21 protein-coding genes are annotated in these 20,633 nt (G+C 60.7%); 11 read left to right on the top strand and 10 right to left on the bottom strand.

Going from position 1 to position 20,633, the window contains the following annotated elements; translation table 11 throughout:
- Positions 1-91 precede the first annotated feature (91 nt).
- The gene (locus NK667_RS22115; RefSeq protein ID WP_054616052.1) at positions 92-412 is read left to right on the top strand and encodes a DUF6124 family protein; all 321 of its coding nucleotides are present in this window, start codon (positions 92-94) and stop codon (positions 410-412) included.
- A 171-nt stretch (positions 413-583) separates the two neighbouring features.
- Here NK667_RS22115 and nagE read toward each other — a convergent pair whose 3' ends face one another.
- From nagE to NK667_RS22080, 7 genes are all read right to left on the bottom strand, one after another.
- On the bottom strand, positions 584-2,293 hold the full coding sequence (gene nagE, locus NK667_RS22110) for an N-acetylglucosamine-specific PTS transporter subunit IIBC (protein ID WP_054616051.1): 1,710 nt from the start codon (positions 2,291-2,293) through the stop codon (positions 584-586).
- A 41-nt stretch (positions 2,294-2,334) separates the two neighbouring features.
- Positions 2,335-4,851 carry a phosphoenolpyruvate--protein phosphotransferase gene (gene ptsP, locus NK667_RS22105; RefSeq protein WP_054616050.1) on the bottom strand — a complete coding sequence of 839 codons (2,517 nt, stop codon included), beginning with the start codon at positions 4,849-4,851 and terminating at the stop codon, positions 2,335-2,337.
- 181 nt (positions 4,852-5,032) lie between these two features.
- The gene (locus NK667_RS22100) at positions 5,033-6,055 is read right to left on the bottom strand and encodes an SIS domain-containing protein (RefSeq protein WP_152981023.1); all 1,023 of its coding nucleotides are present in this window, start codon (positions 6,053-6,055) and stop codon (positions 5,033-5,035) included.
- A complete protein-coding gene (gene nagA / locus NK667_RS22095) occupies positions 6,036-7,142 on the bottom strand; it encodes an N-acetylglucosamine-6-phosphate deacetylase (RefSeq protein ID WP_054054755.1) in 1,107 nt (368 codons plus the stop codon). The genes NK667_RS22100 and nagA overlap by 20 nt, the downstream gene beginning before the upstream one ends.
- Before the next feature lie 37 nt (positions 7,143-7,179).
- Complete coding sequence (locus NK667_RS22090) at positions 7,180-7,911, bottom strand: GntR family transcriptional regulator (protein WP_054054753.1); 732 nt, start codon at positions 7,909-7,911, stop codon at positions 7,180-7,182.
- 484 nt (positions 7,912-8,395) lie between these two features.
- Positions 8,396-8,899, bottom strand: a complete 504-nt coding sequence (locus NK667_RS22085; RefSeq protein ID WP_054054751.1) for a L,D-transpeptidase family protein — start codon at positions 8,897-8,899, stop codon at positions 8,396-8,398.
- A gap of 67 nt (positions 8,900-8,966) precedes the next feature.
- Positions 8,967-9,518, bottom strand: coding sequence for an NUDIX hydrolase (locus NK667_RS22080; protein WP_054054749.1), 552 nt, complete (start codon positions 9,516-9,518; stop codon positions 8,967-8,969).
- Positions 9,519-9,664: 146 nt separating this feature from the next.
- On the opposite strand from NK667_RS22080, the gene NK667_RS22075 reads away from it, so the two are divergent.
- The 5 genes from NK667_RS22075 to purT all read left to right on the top strand — a co-directional run bounded on the left by NK667_RS22075 (position 9,665) and on the right by purT (position 12,932).
- Positions 9,665-10,264, top strand: coding sequence for a CoA pyrophosphatase (locus NK667_RS22075; RefSeq protein ID WP_054054747.1), 600 nt, complete (start codon positions 9,665-9,667; stop codon positions 10,262-10,264).
- Between the two features lie 50 nt (positions 10,265-10,314).
- On the top strand, positions 10,315-10,839 hold the full coding sequence (locus NK667_RS22070; protein WP_054616048.1) for a gamma carbonic anhydrase family protein: 525 nt from the start codon (positions 10,315-10,317) through the stop codon (positions 10,837-10,839).
- The gene (locus NK667_RS22065; protein WP_054054743.1) at positions 10,836-11,051 is read left to right on the top strand and encodes a DUF1289 domain-containing protein; all 216 of its coding nucleotides are present in this window, start codon (positions 10,836-10,838) and stop codon (positions 11,049-11,051) included. Before NK667_RS22070 ends, NK667_RS22065 begins: the two co-directional genes overlap by 4 nt.
- A 130-nt stretch (positions 11,052-11,181) precedes the next feature.
- Positions 11,182-11,649: a VUT family protein gene (locus NK667_RS22060; RefSeq protein WP_054054741.1), complete on the top strand. Its 468-nt coding sequence runs from the start codon at positions 11,182-11,184 to the stop codon at positions 11,647-11,649.
- 101 nt (positions 11,650-11,750) lie between these two features.
- Positions 11,751-12,932 (top strand): formate-dependent phosphoribosylglycinamide formyltransferase, encoded by a 1,182-nt coding sequence (gene purT / locus NK667_RS22055; RefSeq protein ID WP_054054740.1) that lies wholly within the window; start codon positions 11,751-11,753, stop codon positions 12,930-12,932.
- 103 nt (positions 12,933-13,035) lie between these two features.
- Here purT and NK667_RS22050 read toward each other — a convergent pair whose 3' ends face one another.
- The 3 genes from NK667_RS22050 to NK667_RS22040 form a co-directional block, all read right to left on the bottom strand.
- Positions 13,036-14,352, bottom strand: coding sequence for an MFS transporter (locus NK667_RS22050; protein ID WP_054616047.1), 1,317 nt, complete (start codon positions 14,350-14,352; stop codon positions 13,036-13,038).
- 303 nt (positions 14,353-14,655) lie between these two features.
- Positions 14,656-15,897, bottom strand: coding sequence for a transporter associated domain-containing protein (locus tag NK667_RS22045; RefSeq protein ID WP_054616046.1), 1,242 nt, complete (start codon positions 15,895-15,897; stop codon positions 14,656-14,658).
- Positions 15,898-15,909: 12 nt separating this feature from the next.
- Entirely contained in the window at positions 15,910-16,722 is an 813-nt protein-coding gene (locus NK667_RS22040; protein WP_054054733.1) for a cytochrome C assembly family protein, read from the bottom strand.
- A gap of 210 nt (positions 16,723-16,932) precedes the next feature.
- On the opposite strand from NK667_RS22040, the gene ffh reads away from it, so the two are divergent.
- From ffh to rplS, 5 genes are all read left to right on the top strand, one after another.
- Positions 16,933-18,309 (top strand): signal recognition particle protein, encoded by a 1,377-nt coding sequence (ffh, locus tag NK667_RS22035; protein WP_054054731.1) that lies wholly within the window; start codon positions 16,933-16,935, stop codon positions 18,307-18,309.
- Positions 18,310-18,559: 250 nt separating this feature from the next.
- Entirely contained in the window at positions 18,560-18,811 is a 252-nt protein-coding gene (gene rpsP, locus NK667_RS22030) for a 30S ribosomal protein S16 (protein WP_010463010.1), read from the top strand.
- A 5-nt stretch (positions 18,812-18,816) separates the two neighbouring features.
- Positions 18,817-19,353, top strand: a complete 537-nt coding sequence (gene rimM, locus NK667_RS22025; protein ID WP_007897576.1) for a ribosome maturation factor RimM — start codon at positions 18,817-18,819, stop codon at positions 19,351-19,353.
- The gene (gene trmD, locus NK667_RS22020) at positions 19,335-20,108 is read left to right on the top strand and encodes a tRNA (guanosine(37)-N1)-methyltransferase TrmD (protein WP_173860472.1); all 774 of its coding nucleotides are present in this window, start codon (positions 19,335-19,337) and stop codon (positions 20,106-20,108) included. Before rimM ends, trmD begins: the two co-directional genes overlap by 19 nt.
- A 45-nt stretch (positions 20,109-20,153) precedes the next feature.
- Entirely contained in the window at positions 20,154-20,504 is a 351-nt protein-coding gene (gene rplS / locus NK667_RS22015; RefSeq protein WP_003175895.1) for a 50S ribosomal protein L19, read from the top strand.
- Positions 20,505-20,633: the final 129 nt, after the last annotated feature.

Below are 20,633 nucleotides of genomic sequence, written 5' to 3'. Positions count from 1 at the left end.
GTTTGCTAACTTCCCGGTCTGCTAACCCGCGCACAGCCGCCACCCTTCGTTTAGCAGCGACGAGTGAACGGCTCCACCTCAGGAGTTAGTCATGTTCAAAGTAACGCCCAACCCGCCTGAAACCGATTCAACAACGCCCAGCGACTTAGACGAGCGCATCCCTTCCTTCGCCGACATCAAAGCCACCCCGCGCACACCCGGCAGCCTGTTTGCCGTAAGCCCCGAAGCCACCCGCGAAACCCTGATGGCTTACCTAGTCGAGACCCTGGCCTCGGTCGACGTAATGGTCCACAACCTGATCGACCTCCTGGACGGCAGCTCGCGCAATGCCCTGCTGGGCATTTCAAACAGCGTGATGCTGGCGGAAATCACCGCCAATCGGGTGCTGGATCAGATAGATCCACGGGAGTAGCGGCGAGCAACTGTGGCGAGGGGGCTTGCCCCCGTTGGACTGCGCAGCAGTCCCATTTGGAGGCGCTTCGCACCTCAACGGGGGCAAGCCCCCTCGCCACAGGTTTTGTATGGACAGACCTTTGTGCTCGACTCATTGCCCGCGAAGACGGACTAACAGGCGCCAGAGATTTTAGACCTTCGCACTCACTTCACTACGATTGACCAACGCCTCCAGTGCCCCACTCAAACTCGGCGCCTTGTCGCCAATCAGCAGGTGCCAAACCCCACCTTCCAACTGGCTGACACCCTGACAACCCAGCGCCTTCAGTTCACATTCCGATAACGCCTTGCCATCCGCCAGATGCAGGCGAATCCGGGTCATGGCGATGCAGTCCATTTGCAGCACATTGTCGCCACCGCCCAACGCATTCAGCCACTGTTGCGCTTCTGGCAGCGCGACGGGTTTTACCGTTTCGACGGCGGCGGCTGGGGCGCTAATCACTGCGCGACCCAGCGCCGGCATCGCCAGTCGAATTTCATCGGCAATGCTGTCCGCCATCGGCCCGACCACCACTTGCAAACTCCCGCCCTTGCCCGGACGCACTACAGCCATCGCGCCCAGCGCTTTCAATTCCGCATCATTGGCCTTGTTGCGATCCACCATGTCCAGCCGCAATCGGGTGGTGCATGCACCCACGGTGATCAAGTTGGCAGCGCCGCCCAATGCCTTGATGTAAGCGCCGGCACGTTCATTCTCGGCGACCACGACCCGCTCACCAGAAACTACATCTTCACGCCCCGGAGTCTTCAGGTTGAAACGGCGAATACAGAAGTCGAACACCACGTAGTAGATCACCGCATACGCCAACCCCACCGGCACCACCAACCAGCCGTTGGTGGACTTGCCCCAGCCCAGCACCATGTCGATGAAGCCTCCGGAGAAAGTAAAACCAAGATGGATGTTCAGCATATTGGTGACCGCCATCGACAGGCCGGTCAGTACGGCGTGCACGAGGTACAGCATCGGCGCGAGGAACATGAAAGCGAATTCAATCGGCTCGGTCACACCCGTCAGGAACGAGGTCAGCGCCATCGACAGGAAGATCCCGCCCATGACTTTGCGCCGCTCCGGCAAGGCATTGCGGTACATCGCCAGGCACGCGGCGGGCAGGCCGAAGATCATCATCGGGAACATGCCGGTCATGAACTGGCCACCCTTCGGATCGCCGGCAAAGTAGCGCGACAGGTCGCCGGTAACGATGGCGCCGGTGGTTGGGTCAGTGAAATTGCCGAAGACAAACCACGCCATATTGTTGAGGATGTGGTGCAGGCCGGTGACGATCAGCAGGCGGTTGAACACGCCGAAGACGAACGCGCCGAAGCTGCCGCTTTCCATCATCAACGCGCCGAAACTGTTGATGCCTTGTTGGATCGGCGGCCAGATATAGCCAAAAACCAGGCCGAGGCCTACAGCCGCAAAACCGGTGACGATGGGCACAAAGCGTCGGCCACCGAAGAACGCCAGGTACTCCGGCAACTTGATGTCCTTGAAGCGGTTGTACAACGCGCCGGCCATCAAACCGCTGACGATCCCGGCGAGCATGCCCATGTTGATGCTCGCATCCAGCACCTTGAGCGTGGAGATCATCACCAGGTAACCAATCACCCCGGCGAGACCTGCGGTGCCGTTGTTGTCCTTGGCGAACCCGACGGCGATGCCGATGGCGAAGATCATCGCCAGGTTGGCGAAGATCACCTGGCCGGCATCGTGGATGATCGCGATGTTCAGCAGGTCGGTGTCGCCCAGGCGCAGCAACAGGCCGGCGATGGGCAGGATCGCGATCGGCAGCATCAGCGCGCGACCGAGGCGCTGCAAGCCTTCGATAAAGTATTGGTACATGGCGGATCTCCCTGTGTTCTTTTTGTTTTAGAGCTTTTTGTTCAGCTCAGAGGCCAATGTTGGTGACAGGCATGACGCACCGCGCCGGCACTGCTCAACTTGAGCAGGTCCTGGCTGATGCGTCGGCATTCGCTCGCGTCGAGATGGCGGACGCGGTCCTTGATTTCACCGATCTGCACCGGGCTCACCGACAACTCACTGACCCCCAGGCCAATCAGCACTGGCGTGGCCAATGGATCGGAGGCGAGGGCGCCGCACACCCCGACCCAACGGTTATGCACCGCCGCGCCGGCGCAGGTCTGGGCGATCAATCGCAGCAACGCCGGGTGCAGCGCATCGACCCGCGAGGCGAGGCCGGCGTGGTCGCGGTCCATGGCCAGGGTGTACTGGGACAAGTCGTTGGTGCCGATGGACAGGAAGTCCGCGTGTTCGGCCAGTTGCTCGGCCAGCAGCGCGGCGGCCGGGACTTCGATCATCACTCCCAGCTCCGGACGCTGGGTCAATTCCAACTCGGTGCACAAGGCATCGAGGCGTTGGCGAATGTGCAGCAGCTCATCGACTTCGGTGACCATCGGCAACAGGATCCGGCAGCGCGACAACGGGCTGACGTGCAGCAGCGCGCGCAGTTGCTGGTCGAGCAATTCCGGGCGCACCTGGGCCAGGCGAATGCCGCGCAAACCGAGTACCGGATTGGCCTCGGTCGGCAGTGGCAGGTAGTCGAGTTGCTTGTCGCCGCCGACGTCGATGGTGCGGATGATCACCGACTTGTCGCCCATGGCATCGAGCACGGATTGGTAGGCGAGGCGTTGTTCCTGTTCGTCCGGCGCGGTGTTGCGGTCGACGAAGAGAAACTCGGTGCGCAACAAACCGACACCGTCGGCGCCATTGGCCAGCGCATCCGCCGCTTCGGCGCTGGACGCCACATTGGCCGCGACTTCGATGTGCAAGCCATCAACGGTCAACGCCGGAGTGTGGGCCTGCGCCTGTTGTTGAGTGCGGCGTTGTTGATGATCGAGTTGTGCCTGACGCACCTCGGCCAGACGTTCGGTGGTCGGCGTCAATTCAAGCCGACCGCCGTCGGCATCCAGCACCACCGCTTGGCCTTGCTCCTGATCCAGCAGCGTCGAACCCAATGCCACCAGGCACGGCAGGCCTTTGCCCCGAGCCAGGATTGCCACATGCGAGGTCGCGCCGCCCGCCGCCATGCACAACCCCGCGACACCGTGCTGGCTCAATTGCAGCAAGTCGGACGGGGTCAGTTCATGGGCGGCGACGATGGCGCCAGCCGGAATATCGTAGTGCCAGGTTTCCCCGAGCAGGGCGCGCAGCACCCGTTGCTTGAGGTCGCGCAGATCGTTGGCACGCTCGGCCAGCAACGGACTGCCGAGTTGCTGGAGGACGTCGCACTGCACCTCGATGGATTGACTCCAGGCGTGAGTCGCGGCCATGCCCTTGTCGATGGATTGCGCCGCCGCGTCGAGCAACGCCGGGTCTTCGAGCAGCGCGAGGTGCGCAGCGAAGATCGCTTCTTCATCAGTGTTCTTGTGCTTTCTGGCCTGGGTCAGCGTGTGGTCGATTTCGCTGCGCACCACGCTCAGCGCGGTGTCGAGGGCTTGCAGTTGTTGCTCGGGATCGTGGTTGCCGGCATCCACCGGCAAACTGATCGCGTTCAAGCGCAACAGCGGCCCGGCGACCAGGCCGGGCGCCGCGCAAACTCCGTGCAACACACCCGCTTCGGCGGGGCGATGACGTTGGGCAATCGGCGTCGGCGCAGCGGCGTGAGTGTCTTCGGCCAGGGCGGTGGATAACGCCGTCAGCAATGCTTGCAGCGCCGCTTCCGCATCCGGGCCCTGACTGCTGACCTGCACTTCTTCCTGCTCCCCAACCGCCAGGCTCATCAGCCCGATCAAGCTGTCGCAAGATGCCGACTTGCCGGCGTAATGCAGCTGCGATTTGCTCTTGAAACCTTGCGCGGTCTGGCGAATCAGCGCCGCCGGCCGAGCGTGCAAACCGCCGCGATGGGCGATGCGCACGTGGCCGTGAACTTCGATGCCGGAAAGGTCGACTTCGACCTGAGCGCCATTAGCCAACCGCCGCACGATGTGCAGCAATGGATCGCCGACCTTCACCGATTTCAACGTGATCGGCCGCGCCTGGAAATCCTGGCTGTTGGTCAGGATCATCAGGCTGACCAGGCTTTTGCATTGCTGCGCGACCTTGTCCAGGTCATAGCGCAGCAGCGGTTGGCCGTTGGCGACGCGTGCGCCTTCCTTGACCAGCATCGAAAAACCTTCACCCTGCAACTCGACAGTGTCGAGGCCCAGGTGCAGCAGCAGTTCGGCACCGTTGTCGGCACGCAAGGTCACCGCGTGGCCGGTGCGGGCGACGTGCACCACCACGCCGGCACACGGGGCGTGGAGGGTGTCGTTGATCGGATCGATAGCAATCCCGTCACCCATGGCGCCGCTGGCGAACACCGGGTCCGGGACTTTGGCGAGCGTGAGCACCGGGCCGCTGAGCGGGGCGCTGAGGGTCAGCTCTTTATTGTTGTTGTGCATGGCTCGGTACTCATCAGTAAACAATTCGGTTCGGTTCACTCGCCCCTGTAGGGGTTGTGTAGGACCTGTGTAGGAGCTGTCGAGAGAAACGAGGCTGCGATCTTTTGATCTTGCTTTTAAAAACCAAAGTCAAAAGATCGCAGCCTCGTTTCACTCGTCAGCTCCTACGGGAATCCTTCAATCAATGGGTGCGCGTCACTTTGCTCAGGTGTCGCGGCTGGTCCGGGTCCATGCCACGGGCGACGGCCAAACCGGCGGCCATCACGTAGAAACTCTGGATCGCCAAAATCGGATCGAGGGCCGGGTGTTCGGCGCGGGTCAGGGTCAGGTCGCGTTCGCTGACGTCATCCGGCGCCGCCAGCAACACACGAGCACCGCGTTGACGCATGTCTGCCGCCAGGCTCAGCAAACCGGCCTGCTCGGCACCGCGCGGGGCGAACACCAGCAGCGGGTATTGCTCGCCGATCAACGCCATCGGGCCGTGACGGACTTCGGCGCTGCTGAAGGCTTCGGCCTGGATCGCCGAGGTTTCCTTGAATTTCAGTGCGGCTTCCTGGGCGATGGCAAAACCGGCGCCACGGCCGATCACCATCAAGCGCTGACAGTCGCGCAGGGCCTCGATGGCCACGCTCCAATCCTGTTTCGCCGCGTCGCGCAGACCTTCCGGCAGAGCCAGACCCGCCTCGAGCAATTCCACGTCTTCTTTCCAATGGGCAATCAACCGGGCGCTGGCGCTGAGGGTGGCGATAAAGCTCTTGGTCGCCGCGACGCTGCTTTCGGTGCCGGCCAGCAGCGGCAGGCTGAATTCGCATGCCGCTTCCAGAGGCGAGTCGGCGGCGTTAACCATGGAAATGCTCAGGGCGCCGCGTTTGCGCAACAGACGCAGGCTGTTCACCAGATCCGGGCTTTGCCCCGATTGCGAGAACGCAAACGCGACCTGGCCGCTGACCTTCAACGGGGCCTGTTGCATGGTCACCACCGACATCGGCAACGACGCCACCGGGATGCCCAGTTGCTGCATGGTCAGGTAGGCGAAATAACTGGCGGCATGGTCGGAGCTGCCACGGGCGACGGTCATCGCCACTTGCGGCGGCTGACGACGCAGGCGCCCGGCGATCTCGATCATCTGCGGGTCGAGTTGCTGCAGTTGGGCTTGCACGGCCTCCAACGAGGACAGCGCCTCCTCAAGCATTTTTGAAGTCAATGTCTTCTCCTTCGACCATGACGGCGGTCAGTGTGAGTGAGCGATCCAGCCGCACGCAGTCGGCCCAGGCGCCGGGTTGCAGGCGCCCGCGTTCGGTAATGCCGAGGTAGTCGGCGGGGAATTGCGACAGTCGCTGCGAGGCCTCGGCGATCGGCAAACCGATCTTCACCAGGTTGCGCAGGGCCTGATCCATGGTCAGGGTGCTGCCCGCCAGCGTGCCGTCGGCCAGGCGCACACCGCCCAGGCATTTGGTCACGGTGTGGCTGCCGAGTTTGTATTCACCGTCGGGCATGCCGGCGGCGGCGGTCGAATCGGTGACGCAATACAGGCACGGGATCGAGCGCAGGGCCACGCGCATGGCGCCGGGGTGCACGTGCAACAAATCCGGAATCAGTTCGGCATATTTGGCGTGAGCCAGCGCCGCGCCGACGATGCCGGGTTCGCGGTGATGCAGCGGGCTCATGGCGTTGTAGAGGTGGGTGAAACTGGTGGCGCCGGCATCCAGCGCGGCCACGCCTTCCTCGTAACTGCCGAGGGTGTGGCCGATCTGCATGCGCACGCCGCGAGCGCTGAGGGCGCGGATCAACGCGTCATGACCGGCGATTTCCGGAGCAATGGTGATCACGCGGATCGGTGCCAGCGCCAGGTACGCTTCGACTTCAGCCATCAACGCGGTGTGGGCGAAATTCGGTTGGGCGCCGAGTTTGCCGGGGTTGATGTACGGGCCTTCAAGGTGCACGCCGAGCACTCGGGCGCTGCCTTGCGGGCGCTGCTCGCAGAACTCGCCGACGGCTTTGAGCACGCTGGAAATCTCTTCGCTCGGCGCGGTCATGGTGGTGGCCAGCAGCGAGGTGGTGCCGAAACGCACGTGGGTTTTGGTGATGGTTTCGAAGGCCGTGGCGCCTTCCATGATGTCTTTGCCGCCGCCACCGTGAACGTGCAGGTCGATGAAACCCGGCAGCAGGTAAGGCAGGTCATTGTCGGCCGGATCGCAGGGCACGCCTTCGATGGACACGACTTTGCCGTGCTGGTGAATCAGCCGGCCGCGAACCCAGCCGTGGGCGGTGAGGATGTTGTCTTCGGACATGATCGGTTCTCGGTAGCTTGGTTAGCGACGAAGCTCTTTATCGACGAAGCTCTGCGACAAAGTCGTAGTAGTCGTTGCGGCAATAGGTGTCGGTGACTTCGATGGGCGTGTTGTCTTCCAGGTAGCCGACCCGGGTCATCAGCAGCATGGCGGTGCCGGGGGCGATGCCGACCAGTGCGGCGAACTCATCCGAGGCGTTGATTGCCTGAATGTGTTGCAGGGCGCGAACAATCGGTTTGCCGATGCCATCGAGGTATTCGTAGAGGGAATCGCCCACCGCTTGCGGCTTGGGAATGATCGAGGCGGGCAGGGTGCTCATCTCGATCGCCATCACCGTGTCGTCGGCTTTGCGCAGGCGCTTGAGCCGCGCGACTTTATCGTTGGGCGAGAGGCCGAGGCGGATCAGTTCTTCGTGGGTCGGTGGGGTGATTTCCCGTTCCAGCCATTGCGAGCCAGGGACGAAGCCTTTCAGGCGCAGCATTTCGCTGAAACCGGAAAGGCGCGACAGCGGTTGTTCCAGGCGCGGCGTGATGAAGGTGCCGGAACCCTGGTTGCGGCGGATCAGGCCTTGCTCGAACAGCACTTCCAGCGCTTTGCGGGCGGTGACGCGGGAAATGCCCAGCGACTCGCTGAGGCTGCGCTCCGACGGCATCGCTTGCTCGGCTTTCCATTGGCCGGCGTGGATCGCCGCTTCCAGGTTACGCGCCAGTTGCAGGTACAGCGGCGTCGGCTGGGTTTCGTCAGGACGTAGGGCCTGGATGTCATTCATGTAGGGCTTTTCCGATGCGGATGTTGGATTGTTGTCGCTCGGTTGTAGGGCGAAACCTAATACCACTTAAATACCATGTCAATGAGACCACTTTGCTCAAGGCGCAGGAAAACCGGGGCTTTCGGGGTGGTTGAATGGGGATTGGCTTTAAGTGGTATTACGAGTTGGGGTTTTCAAAGCAAAGATCGCAGCCTGCGGCAGCGCCTACAGGTGGGAGTGGTATCAACCCTGTAGGCGCTGTCGCAGGCTGCGATCTTTTGATTTATTTTTTCGGAGGGCGACAGAAGGTAGCGGTTGGAACACGGATTAACTGGCGACTCGGTCTACTGTGGCGAGGGGGCTTGCCCCCGTTCGGCTGCGCAGCAGTCGTAAATTCAGCACGCGCGGTGTGTCAGTTGAAACCCGGTTGCAGGATTTGGCACTGCTTCGCAGCGCAACGGGGGCAAGCCCCCTCGCCACAGAAGCCCATTCGACAGATGGGGAGTTAAGGCCGAATCTCGATCATCGTCCCATCCGGCACCAGTCCCCAGACCTCACGCATGTCCATGTTGCGCATGGCGATGCAGCCGTCGGTCCAGTCCAGGGTGTGGAACAGGTCTTCCGGGTAGTCGTAGGTGTCGGGGGTGCCGTGAATCATGATCATGCCGCCGGGATCGACGCCTTCACGGCGGGAGCGGGCCGAGTCGGTAATGTTCGGATACGAGATGTGCATGGCGAGGTTGAAGCGGTCACTGACCTTGCGCCAATCGACCCAGTAAAACCCCTCTGGCGTACGCTTGTCGCCTTCCATCAGCTTCGTGCCCCGAGGGTTTTTTCCCAGGGAAATACGGTAGGTTCGCAGCGGTTTGCCGTCGGCGATCAGTTGCAGTTGATGGGCGGATTTAAGCACCAGCACTTTTTCAATGGGTTTGCCGTCCAGAGTGACCACGGTGGAAGCCTGGGACACCACGACGAACGACAGGCAAAACAAAGCAAGCAACCAGCGCATTGAAACGATATCCCTAGAGGTGTCGCGACTGTTTATAAGTTATAGATGGTTTTGGATTAACTGACGCTTAAGTGATGGCGGCTTGGGCGAGCGGTGGAATCGACTCGGATCGCACCGGGTAGACCTCCGTCTGCCGGTCAGCGAAGAAGCATTCTAAGGTACGGCCCACCGTGCGGAAAGCCAGCTCGGACCAAGGGATGTCGGCTTCTTCGAACAACATGACTTCCAGGCTCTCGGGGCCGGCGGAAAAGTCCAGGTCCACCAGTTCGGCGCGGAAGAATACATGCACCTGACTGATGTGCGGCACGTCGATCAGCGTGTAGATGCTCAGGTTGCGTACCCGGGCGCAGGCTTCTTCGGCCGTCTCGCGGACGGCCGCCTGCTCGATGGTCTCGCCGTTTTCCATGAAACCGGCGGGCAGGGTCCAGTAGCCGAGTCGCGGCTCGATAGCGCGGCGACACAGCAACACTTTCGAACCCCAAGTGGCGACGCAACCGGCGACGATATTGGGGTTCTGGTAGTGAATGGTCTGACAGCTGTCGCAGACAAATCGCAGGCGCGAATCGCCTTCGGGAATGCGCTGGGTGACCGGGTTACCGCACTGACTGCAAAATTTCATGCTTGGGTTCCTGGAGGCTGCGCCTATCTTGGCGTGCGGCGGTGTCAGTCGGCAAGTTGTCGTTTCGCGACATGGGGCAGTTCGGGGGTTGGGCGGTCGGTGTGATTGGTGCATGATGCAGGGTAAGGCACAGATCGAGAACACTCATGCTGGACGAGCTACTGCATCGGGTAAGCAACCACACGCCACGCACCCTGGAAACCGACAAACGTTTCCCCGAGGCTGCGGTTTTGGTGCCAATCACCCGCAGTGACGAACCGGAACTGGTTCTGACCCTGCGCGCCAGCGGGCTCTCGACCCATGGCGGTGAAGTTGCCTTCCCCGGCGGACGCCGCGACCCCGAAGACCCTGACCTGATCTTCACTGCCCTGCGCGAAGCCGAAGAAGAAATCGGTCTGCCGCCGGGTCTGGTGGAAGTGATCGGCCCGCTCAGCCCACTGATCTCCCTGCACGGCATCAAGGTCACGCCTTATGTCGGCGTCATTCCCGATTACGTTGAATACCTGGCCAACGATGCCGAAATCGCCGCCGTGTTCAGCGTGCCCTTGGAGTTCTTTCGCGAAGACCCACGGGAACACACCCACCGCATCGATTACCAGGGCCGCAGTTGGTACGTGCCGAGCTATCGTTATGGCGAGTACAAGATCTGGGGGCTGACCGCGATCATGATCGTCGAGTTGATCAATCTGCTGTATGACGCCGACATCAGCCTGCATCATCCGCCCAAGAGTTTTATCAACACCTGAAGCCATCGTTCGAATGGCGTGAACCCGGCCTGAGCCTTGAGGACAACACGATGAAATACCGCCTGGGCGACGCCCGCGTCGAAACCCATCCACAGAGCTGGGTTGCGCCCAATGCCGTGCTGGTGGGCAAGGTCAAACTGGAAGAGGGTGCCAACGTCTGGTTCAACGCCGTGTTGCGTGGCGACAACGAACTGATCCTGATCGGCAAGAACAGCAACGTCCAGGACGGCACCGTGATGCACACCGACATGGGCTACCCGCTGACCATCGGCACCGGCGTGACCATCGGCCACAACGCAATGCTCCACGGCTGTACCGTCGGCGATTACAGCCTGATTGGCATCAATGCGGTGATCCTCAACGGCGCGAAAATCGGCAAGAACTGCATCATCGGCGCCAATTCGCTGATCGGCGAAAACAAAGAGATTCCCGACGGTTCATTGGTCATGGGCTCGCCGGGCAAAGTCGTACGCGAACTCACCGAGCCGCAGAAGAAAATGCTCGAAGCCAGCGCCGCACACTATGTGCACAACTCGCAGCGCTATGCCCGCGACCTGGTCGAGCAGGAAGAATGAACGCCACTGAACGGCCGGTGCTATCGCCCTGCGTGAACATCTGCGCACTGGATGACGACGATATCTGCACCGGGTGCCAGCGTACGGTGGAAGAGATTACCCGCTGGAGCCGGATGGACAATGCCGAGCGCCGCAAGGTGCTGGAGTTGTGTCATGAGCGGGCCAAATCCAGTGGCCTGATCTGGATGCTGGGCAAAACCCCTGACCTGTAGGAGCTGTCGAGTGCAACGAGGCTGCGATCTTTTGATCTTGCTCCTAAAAAACAACATCAAAAGATCGCAGCCTCGTTGCACTCGTCAGCTCCTACGGTACTCTGTGCCCCAAATTTGACAGGGTATCCCCATGCTCTTCCTGATCGCCTACATCAGCAGCGTCGTGCTGATCAACTACGCCTTTTCCACCGCCCCGCACCTGGACATCATCTGGTCGGCCTGGGGTGGCTTGGTGTTTGTCCTGCGCGACATGGTGCAAACCCGCTTCGGCCACGGCGCCATTGCCGCGATGCTGGCGGCGCTGGTGTTGTCCTACGTGACGTCCGACCCGTCCATCGCCCTGGCCAGCGCCACAGCGTTTGCAATATCCGAGTGCATCGACTGGCTGGTGTTCAGCATCACCAAACGTCCATTGCACGATCGCCTGTGGATAAGTTCGGCGCTGAGCATTCCCCTCGATACCTTCATCTTTTTCGGCATGATCGACGCCTTCACCCCGGCCGTGATCCTCACTGCCATGGGCTCGAAGTTCGCCGGCGTAACGGTCGTCTGGCTGATCATGGCCTGGCGCCTGCGCAAACAGGCCGTCGCCAGCTGAAGCCAAACCCTGCGGTTCATGTAAAATGCCGCGCTTTCTCCCCATGGGAAGCGCGCCAAGCGTTGCGTCCCTCGATGATCCGCTTCTTTGAGGACCTTCAGATGACCCGTATCGGAACTCCATTGTCGCCCACCGCGACCCGCGTATTGATGTGTGGCTGTGGCGAGTTGGGCAAGGAAGTGGTGATCGAGCTGCAACGCCTGGGCGTTGAAGTGATCGCCGTGGATCGCTACGCCAACGCGCCGGCGATGCAAGTCGCCCACCGCAGCCATGTGATCAACATGCTCGACGGTGCGGCCCTGCGCGCTGTGATCGAGGCCGAAAAGCCGCACTTCATCGTGCCGGAAATCGAAGCCATCGCCACCGCGACCCTGGTTGAACTGGAAGCCGAAGGCTTCACCGTGATCCCGACCGCTCGCGCCACGCAGTTGACCATGAACCGCGAAGGCATCCGTCGCCTGGCTGCTGAAGAGCTGGACCTGCCGACTTCGCCGTACCACTTCGCCGACACCTTCGAGGACTACAGCAAAGCCGTTGAAGACCTGGGCTTCCCGTGCGTGGTCAAACCGGTCATGAGCTCCTCGGGCAAAGGCCAGAGCCTGCTGCGCAGCGCCGACGACGTGAAAACCGCGTGGGATTACGCCCAGGAAGGCGGGCGTGCCGGTAAAGGTCGGGTGATCATCGAAGGCTTTATCGATTTCGACTACGAGATCACCCTGCTGACTGTGCGCCACATCGGCGGCACCACGTTCTGTGCACCGGTCGGTCACCGTCAGGAGAAGGGCGACTACCAGGAATCCTGGCAGCCACAAGCCATGAGCCCGGTTGCCCTTGCTGAGTCCGAGCGCGTCGCCAAAGCCGTGACTGAAGCCTTGGGTGGCCGTGGTCTGTTTGGCGTCGAGTTGTTCATCAAAGGTGATCAGGTGTGGTTCAGCGAAGTCTCGCCGCGCCCGCATGATACCGGCCTGGTGACCCTGATTTCTCAGGACCTGTCGCAATTCGCCCTGCACGCACGGGCAATCCTGGGTCTGCCGATTCCGTTGATCCGTCAGGTCGGGCCATCTGCGTCGGCGGTGATCCTGGTGGAAGGGCAATCGACCCAGACCGCGTTTGCCAATCTGGGCGCTGCTTTGAGCGAGCCGGACACGGCGTTGCGTCTGTTTGGTAAGCCTGAAGTGAATGGCCAGCGCCGGATGGGCGTGGCATTGGCGCGGGATGAGTCGATTGAAGCGGCTCGTGCCAAAGCGACACGTGCTTCTCAGGCTGTTGTTGTAGAGCTGTAAACCGAGGCGCGGCCTTCGCGGGCAAGCCCGCTCCCACATTAGTTTTGTGACCGACACAGATCCAATGTGGGAGCGGGCTTGCTCGCGAAGCTTCTGCTTTACTTCAGGCCACCCGATTCAAATCGTTATGCCGTGTCTCTTTCAGGCACAGCACCGCAATCAAACTCAGCACCGCCGCCCCCGACACATACCCGCCGACATAACTCAAACCGCCCATCGCCACCAGTTTCTGCGCAAAGAACGGCGCCGCCGAGGCCCCGACAATGCCGCCCAGGTTGTAGGCCGCCGACGCACCGGTATACCGCACGTGGGTCGGAAACAGCTCCGGCAACAAGGCGCCCATTGGTGCAAACGTCACGCCCATCAGAAACAGTTCGATGCACAAGAACAGCGCCACGCCCCAGGTCGTGCCGTGGGTGAGCAGCGGTTCCATCAGGAAACCGGACAGAATCGCCAGCACGCCACCGATGATCAGCACCGGTTTGCGCCCGTAACGGTCACTGGCCCAGGCCGACAACGGCGTCGCCGCCGCCATGAACAGCACCGCAAAACACAGCAGCGCGAGGAAAGTTTCGCGGGTGTAGCCGAGGGTCGAAACCCCGTAGCTCAGGGAAAATACGGTCGAGATGTAGAACAGCGCATAGCAGACCACCATCGACCCGGCACCCAGCAACATCGGCGCCCAGTACTGGCTGAACAGCTCGACCAGCGGAATCTTCACCCGCTCCTGGCGCGCCATGGCGTTGGCGAACACCGGGGTTTCGTGGAGTTTGAGGCGCACGTACAGGCCGACCATCACCAGCACCGCGCTCAGCAGGAACGGAATCCGCCAGCCCCACGAGCGGAACTGTTCGTCGCTCAGGGTCATGGCCAGCGTCAGGAACAACCCGTTGGCCGCCAGAAAGCCAATCGAAGGGCCGAGCTGCGGGAACATGCCGAACCAGGCGCGTTTGCCCTTCGGCGCATTCTCCGTCGCCAGCAATGCCGCGCCGCCCCATTCGCCGCCCAGTCCCAGGCCTTGGCCAAACCGCAGCACGCAAAGCAGGATCGGCGCCCAGGCCCCGATGCTGTCGTAACCCGGCAGCACGCCAATCAGCGTGGTGCACACACCCATCAACAGCAAGGATGCGACCAGAGTCGATTTGCGCCCGATGCGGTCACCGAAGTGGCCGAACAGCGCCGAGCCCAGTGGTCGCGCCAGGAACGCGATACCGAAGGTGAGAAACGCCGAGAGCATCTGCGCAGTGCCGGAGGTCTGCGGGAAAAACACCGGCCCAATCACCAGCGCAGCGGCGGTGGCGTAGACGTAGAAGTCGTAGAACTCGATGGCGGTGCCGATGAAGCTCGCGGTGGCCACTCGCGTGGCGGAGTTCGTCGGCTGGGCAGGCGTGGTGTCGCTGTAAGCGGTGCTGGTCGTCATGCGGTGATCCCTGACAGTCATGCTCCAGTGGAGCGAATTATTATGGTCGAACACCCAGGGATGTGGGTTTAACGCAGCGTGCGGGTAGCACGGGGTGGGGCGGGGCTTGGGTAAGCGGCTCGATTATAGGAAGGCGGCTAACGATTCAACAAGGGGGGCTGGATTGGTAAAGTCCGCCAGCACCCATGTGGGAGCGGGCTTGCTCGCGAAAGCGGATTATCAATCACCATCTCTGCTGAATATGAAATCGCCTTCGCGAGCAAGCCCGCTCCCACAGGTATCGAGCCTTGCACATAGGGGGCTTCAGATTTTGGACAGGACCGGCACCGAACTGGTATGCCAGACCAACACCTGCGTGACGCGGTTGTCTTCGGTCTCGAGAATCTCCAGCCGATAACGCCCGATCTTCAGGCACACCGAGCTTTCCGGAATCGTCTCCAACGCCTCGGTCACCAGACCGTTGAGGGTTTTCGGACCGTCGCTGGGCAGGTGCCAGCCCAGGCTTTTATTCAATTCGCGAATCGACGCCGCACCTTCGATCATCAATCGACCATCGGCCTGTGGGTGAACGTGCGGGTTGTCCAGGCTGTGCTCGCTTTCGAACTCGCCGACGATTTCTTCGAGGATGTCTTCCAGGGTCACGATGCCGAGCACTTCGCCGTACTCGTCCACCACCATGCCCAGGCGCCGCTGTTGCTTGTGGAAGTTCAGCAATTGCAGCTGCAACGGCGTGCTTTCCGGCACGAAGTACGGTTCGTGGCAGGCCGCCAGCAACGCTTCGAGCGTCAGGCTGGCATCCGGCAACAAGTGGCGGATCTGCCGGGTATTGAGCACCGCTTCGACCTGATTGATGTCGCTGTGGAACACCGGCAGGCGCGTGCGGCGATTGTTGCGCAGTTGTTCGATGATCTCTTCGAGGGTGTCGTCGAGGTTGATCCCGTCGACATCACTGCGCGGTACCAGGATGTCGTTGACCGTGATGTTGTCCAGCGCATGAATGCCCGACAGCGGGTGCGGGCGGGAAGGCGCATGTTCATGATCGTCGTGCCGATCCGCCTGTGCCTCGTCTTCGCTTTGCTGCACCACTTTGACTTTGCGGGCGAACGGGCGCATCAGCAATTGGCTGAAGCCATTGAGCAGCCAGGCTGCGGGGTAGATGATTTTCAGCGGCGCGCCGAGCAAGGTGTTGCCCAGGTTCAGGATCGCGTCCGGGTAGCGCACGGCCAGGGTGCGCGGCAGGTAGTCGGCGAACACCAGCAGGATCACGCCGGCACCGACGCAGGCTGCCCATGGGCCGTTTTCCGCCCAGGTGAAAATCGCCAGCAAGGTGCTGATGACCATGACCAACGCGCGGCACAGGGTGTTGCAGAGGATCAGGCTGTTCAGCGGAAAGCTCAGCTTCGCCAGGGGCTTGTCGCTCGACCGTGAGGCCGTGCGTTGGGCCAGCAAATACTGTTGCGCGACTTCGATGGCGGTAAACAGCCCCGACCACAAAATCAGCAGGGCGATCACTGCAAGCATCGGCCCTATGGGCAAGTCGTCCATTATTGCCGCCCGTCAGATGTGCAGAATGTATTCACGAACCAGCTTGCTGCCGAAATAGGCCAGCATCAGCAGGCAGAAACCGGCGAGGGTCCAGCGGATCGCCTTGTGTCCGCGCCAGCCGAGGCGATTACGGCCCCACAGCAATACGCTGAACACGATCCAGGCCAGGCAGGCCAGCAGGGTCTTGTGCACCAGATGCTGCGCGAACAGATTCTCGACGAACAGCCAGCCGGAGATCAGCGACAGCGACAGCAGGGTCCAACCGGCCCAGAGAAAGCCGAACAGCAGGCTTTCCATGGTTTGCAGCGGCGGGAAGTTCTTGATCAGCCCAGACGGATGCTTGTGCTTGAGCTGGTGATCTTGTACCAGCAGCAGCAAGGCCTGGAACACCGCGATGGTGAACATGCCGTAGGCCAGGATCGACAGGAGAATGTGGGCGAGGATGCCCGGCTCTTCGTCGATGATCTGCACGGTGCCGGCCGGGGCGAACTGCGCCAGGAGCACGGTGGCGACGCCGAGGGGGAACAGCAATATCAGCAGGTTCTCCACCGGAATCCGCGAGCAGGCCAGCAGGGTCAGGGCGATAACGGCTGCGGCAATCAGGCTGGCGGCACTGAAGAAGTCCAGGCCCAGGCCGATCGGCGTCAGCAGATGCGTGAACAGACTGGCACTGTGAGCCAGCACGGCCAGCACGCCGAGCGTGACCAGCAGACGCTTGTTCGCCTTGGCACCGGAGGCCAGGCGAGTGCCTTGATAGATAGTCGCAGCGGCATATAAGCAGGCGGCGGCGAGGGTGGTAAGCAAACTGGGTGACAAGGGGAGCATAAATCCTGTTAGGCAAGCCCGAAAGGCGCTGAGTTTGGCATAGAACCCACATCGCACGAAAGACCATAGAACCTGACAGCGAGGTGTCCGCCAGACGCAGTCTTCGCTATAATCCGCGACCTGCCCACGCCGCAGGCTCGCCGAGCACATGTTTATTCCGGTCTGGGCCGCCATTATCCCGGTCTACACAGGGCCTGAAAGGATCGCGCAATGTTTGAAAACTTAACCGACCGTCTCTCGCAGACGCTGCGCCATGTCACCGGCAAGGCCAAGCTGACCGAAGACAATATCAAAGACACCCTGCGCGAAGTGCGCATGGCGTTGCTCGAAGCCGACGTCGCCCTGCCGGTGGTCAAGGACTTCGTCAATTCGGTCAAGGAACGCGCCGTCGGCACCGAAGTGTCGCGCAGCCTGACGCCGGGCCAGGCCTTCGTGAAGATCGTCCAGGCCGAACTCGAAAGCCTGATGGGCGCGGCCAACGAAGACTTGAACCTGAGCGCCGTTCCGCCCGCCGTCGTACTGATGGCCGGTTTGCAGGGCGCGGGTAAAACCACCACCGCCGGCAAACTTGCGCGCTTCCTTAAAGAGCGCAAGAAGAAGACGGTCATGGTCGTGTCCGCCGACGTTTACCGTCCTGCGGCGATCAAACAGCTGGAAATGCTTGCCGGTGAAGTCGGTGTTACCTTCTTCCCGTCCGACCTGAGCCAGAAGCCGGTCGAGATTGCGCAAGCCGCTATTAAAGAAGCAAAACTGAAATTCATCGACGTAGTCATCGTCGATACCGCCGGTCGTCTGCACATCGACGAAGAGATGATGGGCGAGATCAAGGCGCTGCACGCTGCGATCAACCCGGTCGAAACCCTGTTCGTGGTCGACGCCATGACCGGCCAGGATGCCGCCAATACGGCCAAGGCCTTCGGTGATGCACTGCCGCTGACCGGTGTGATCCTGACCAAAGTCGACGGCGACGCCCGTGGCGGTGCCGCCCTGTCGGTGCGCGCCATCACCGGCAAGCCGATCAAGTTCATCGGTATGGGCGAGAAGAGCGAAGCGCTCGAACCGTTCCACCCTGAGCGTATTGCTTCGCGCATCCTCGGCATGGGCGACGTGCTCAGTCTGATCGAACAGGCCGAAGCGACCCTCGACAAGGACAAGGCCGACAAACTGGCCAAGAAGCTGAAGAAGGGCAAGGGCTTCGATCTCGAAGACTTCCGCGATCAGCTGCAACAGATGAAGAACATGGGCGGCCTCGGCGGCCTCATGGACAAGCTGCCGAACATCGGCGGTGTGAACCTGGCGCAAATGGGCAATGCCCAAGGCGCGGCAGAGAAGCAATTCAAGCAAATGGAAGCCATCATCAATTCCATGACCCCGGCCGAGCGCCGCGACCCTGAGCTGATCAGCGGTTCGCGCAAACGCCGGATCGCCATGGGTTCCGGCACTCAGGTGCAGGACATCGGTCGCTTGATCAAGCAACACAAGCAGATGCAGAAGATGATGAAGAAATTCTCCGCGAAAGGCGGAATGGCCAAAATGATGCGCGGCATGGGCGGTATGTTGCCCGGCGGCGGCATGCCAAAAATGTAAAGAATCCGCACCGACAGCGATGTCGGTGCAGTACCACAGCAATGTGGGAACTCCAGCAAACCCGCACTTGGCGGGAGCTGACTGGCCGTTTTCAACGACGGCTCTATAGCAAATCTTGATGGCGACCGGAAGGCCGCCGGAAAAAGACATTTGCAAAAGTCCGGATATTCCTTAGAATATGCGGCCTTTCGGGCACCTATGCCCGCTGTGCCTTTAGATTTGCAGCACCGACTACAGGAACGATGTTCACATGCTAACAATCCGTCTTGCCCTTGGCGGCTCCAAAAAGCGCCCGTTTTACCACTTGACCGTAACCGACAGCCGCAACCCGCGCGACGGTTCGCACAAGGAACAGGTTGGTTTCTTCAACCCTGTTGCTCGTGGTCAAGAAGTTCGTCTGTCCGTGAACCAAGAGCGCGTAGCCTACTGGCTGAGCGTTGGTGCACAACCTTCTGAGCGTGTTGCTCAGTTGTTGAAGGATGCATCTAAGGCTGCGGCCTGAGCAATATGAGCGCGACGCCTGCTGTTGCTGATGATTTGATCGTTATCGGCAAGATTTACTCTGTTCACGGCGTTCGCGGCGAAGTGAAGGTTTATTCCTTTACTGATCCGACTGAAAACCTGTTGCAGTACAAAACCTGGACGCTCAAGCGCGAAGGCAATGTCAAACAGGTCGAGCTGGTCAGCGGACGCGGGAACGACAAGTTCCTGGTCGCAAAGCTCAAGGGTCTCGATGATCGTGAAGAAGCGCGTCTTCTGGCCGGTTATGAGATCTGCGTGCCGCGCAACCTGTTCCCTGAATTGACCGACGGCGAGTACTACTGGTACCAGCTGGAAGGTCTGAAGGTTATTGATCAACTCGGGCAACTGCTCGGGAAAATCGATCATCTTCTGGAAACCGGCGCCAATGATGTAATGGTGGTCAAGCCTTGCGCTGGCAGCCTGGACGATCGCGAACGCCTGTTGCCCTATACGGAGCAATGCGTGTTGGCAGTCGACCTTGCCGCAGGCGAGATGAAGGTGGAATGGGATGCGGACTTCTAAGCGTGGCTAACTTGCGCGTAGAAGTGATCAGTTTGTTTCCCGAGATGTTCTCCGCCATCAGCGAGTACGGCATCACCAGTCGTGCGGTGAAACAGGGGCTGTTGCAGCTCACCTGTTGGAATCCGCGAGACTACACGACGGATCGACATCACACTGTGGACGATCGCCCATTTGGCGGTGGCCCGGGCATGGTGATGAAGATCAAGCCCCTGGAAGATGCTCTGGTTCAGGCCAAGGCAGCAGCCGGGGAGGCGGCGAAGGTAATTTACCTGTCCCCCCAAGGCCGTCAGCTGACTCAGTCGGCGGTCCGCGAGTTGGCGAATCTGGATGCATTGATCCTGATTGCCGGCCGCTATGAAGGCATTGACGAGCGTTTTATAGATGCTCACGTCGATGAAGAGTGGTCGATTGGCGACTATGTACTGTCTGGCGGCGAGCTGCCGGCGATGGTCCTGATCGATGCGGTTACACGACTGCTGCCTGGAGCTTTAGGGCATGCGGACTCCGCCGAGGAAGATTCCTTTACGGACGGTCTGCTGGATTGCCCGCACTACACCCGACCGGAGGTGTATGCGGATCAGCGTGTTCCCGACGTGTTGCTTAGTGGCAATCACGCGCATATCCGGCGTTGGCGTTTGCAGCAGTCCCTTGGTAGGACCTTTGAACGACGCGCCGATCTTCTGGAAAGCCGCTCGCTTTCTGGAGAAGAGAAGAAGCTGCTCGAGGAATACATCCGCGAGCGGGACGATAGTTAACAACGTATCGATGGTAAATCCGACGATTTACCTTAGGAGCACAGCATGACTAACAAAATCATCCTTGCACTCGAAGCAGAGCAGATGACCAAAGAGATCCCTACCTTTGCCCCGGGCGACACTATTGTCGTTCAGGTGAAAGTGAAGGAAGGCGACCGTTCGCGTCTGCAAGCGTTCGAAGGTGTTGTTATCGCCAAGCGTAACCGCGGCGTAAACAGTGCTTTCACCGTTCGTAAAATCTCCAACGGTGTTGGCGTAGAGCGTACTTTCCAGACCTACAGCCCGCAAATCGACAGCATGGCCGTTAAACGTCGCGGTGACGTACGTAAAGCCAAGCTGTACTACCTGCGTGACCTGTCCGGTAAAGCAGCTCGCATCAAGGAAAAACTGGCTTAAGTCCAGCTTCCGATGCAAAAAAAGCAGCCTGAGGGCTGCTTTTTTGTTGCCTGCGATTTACCTGTGGGAGCGTGGCTTGCCCGCGAATCGATCTACCCGGCACCGCAATAACATCAGGCACTGTAAAGC

It is taken from the genome of Pseudomonas nunensis (assembly GCF_024296925.1).
GTDB classification, from domain to species: Bacteria; Pseudomonadota; Gammaproteobacteria; order Pseudomonadales; family Pseudomonadaceae; genus Aquipseudomonas; species Aquipseudomonas nunensis.
Note: the sequence above shows the minus strand (reverse complement) of the source record. Positions and strands in the feature narration are given on the sequence as shown.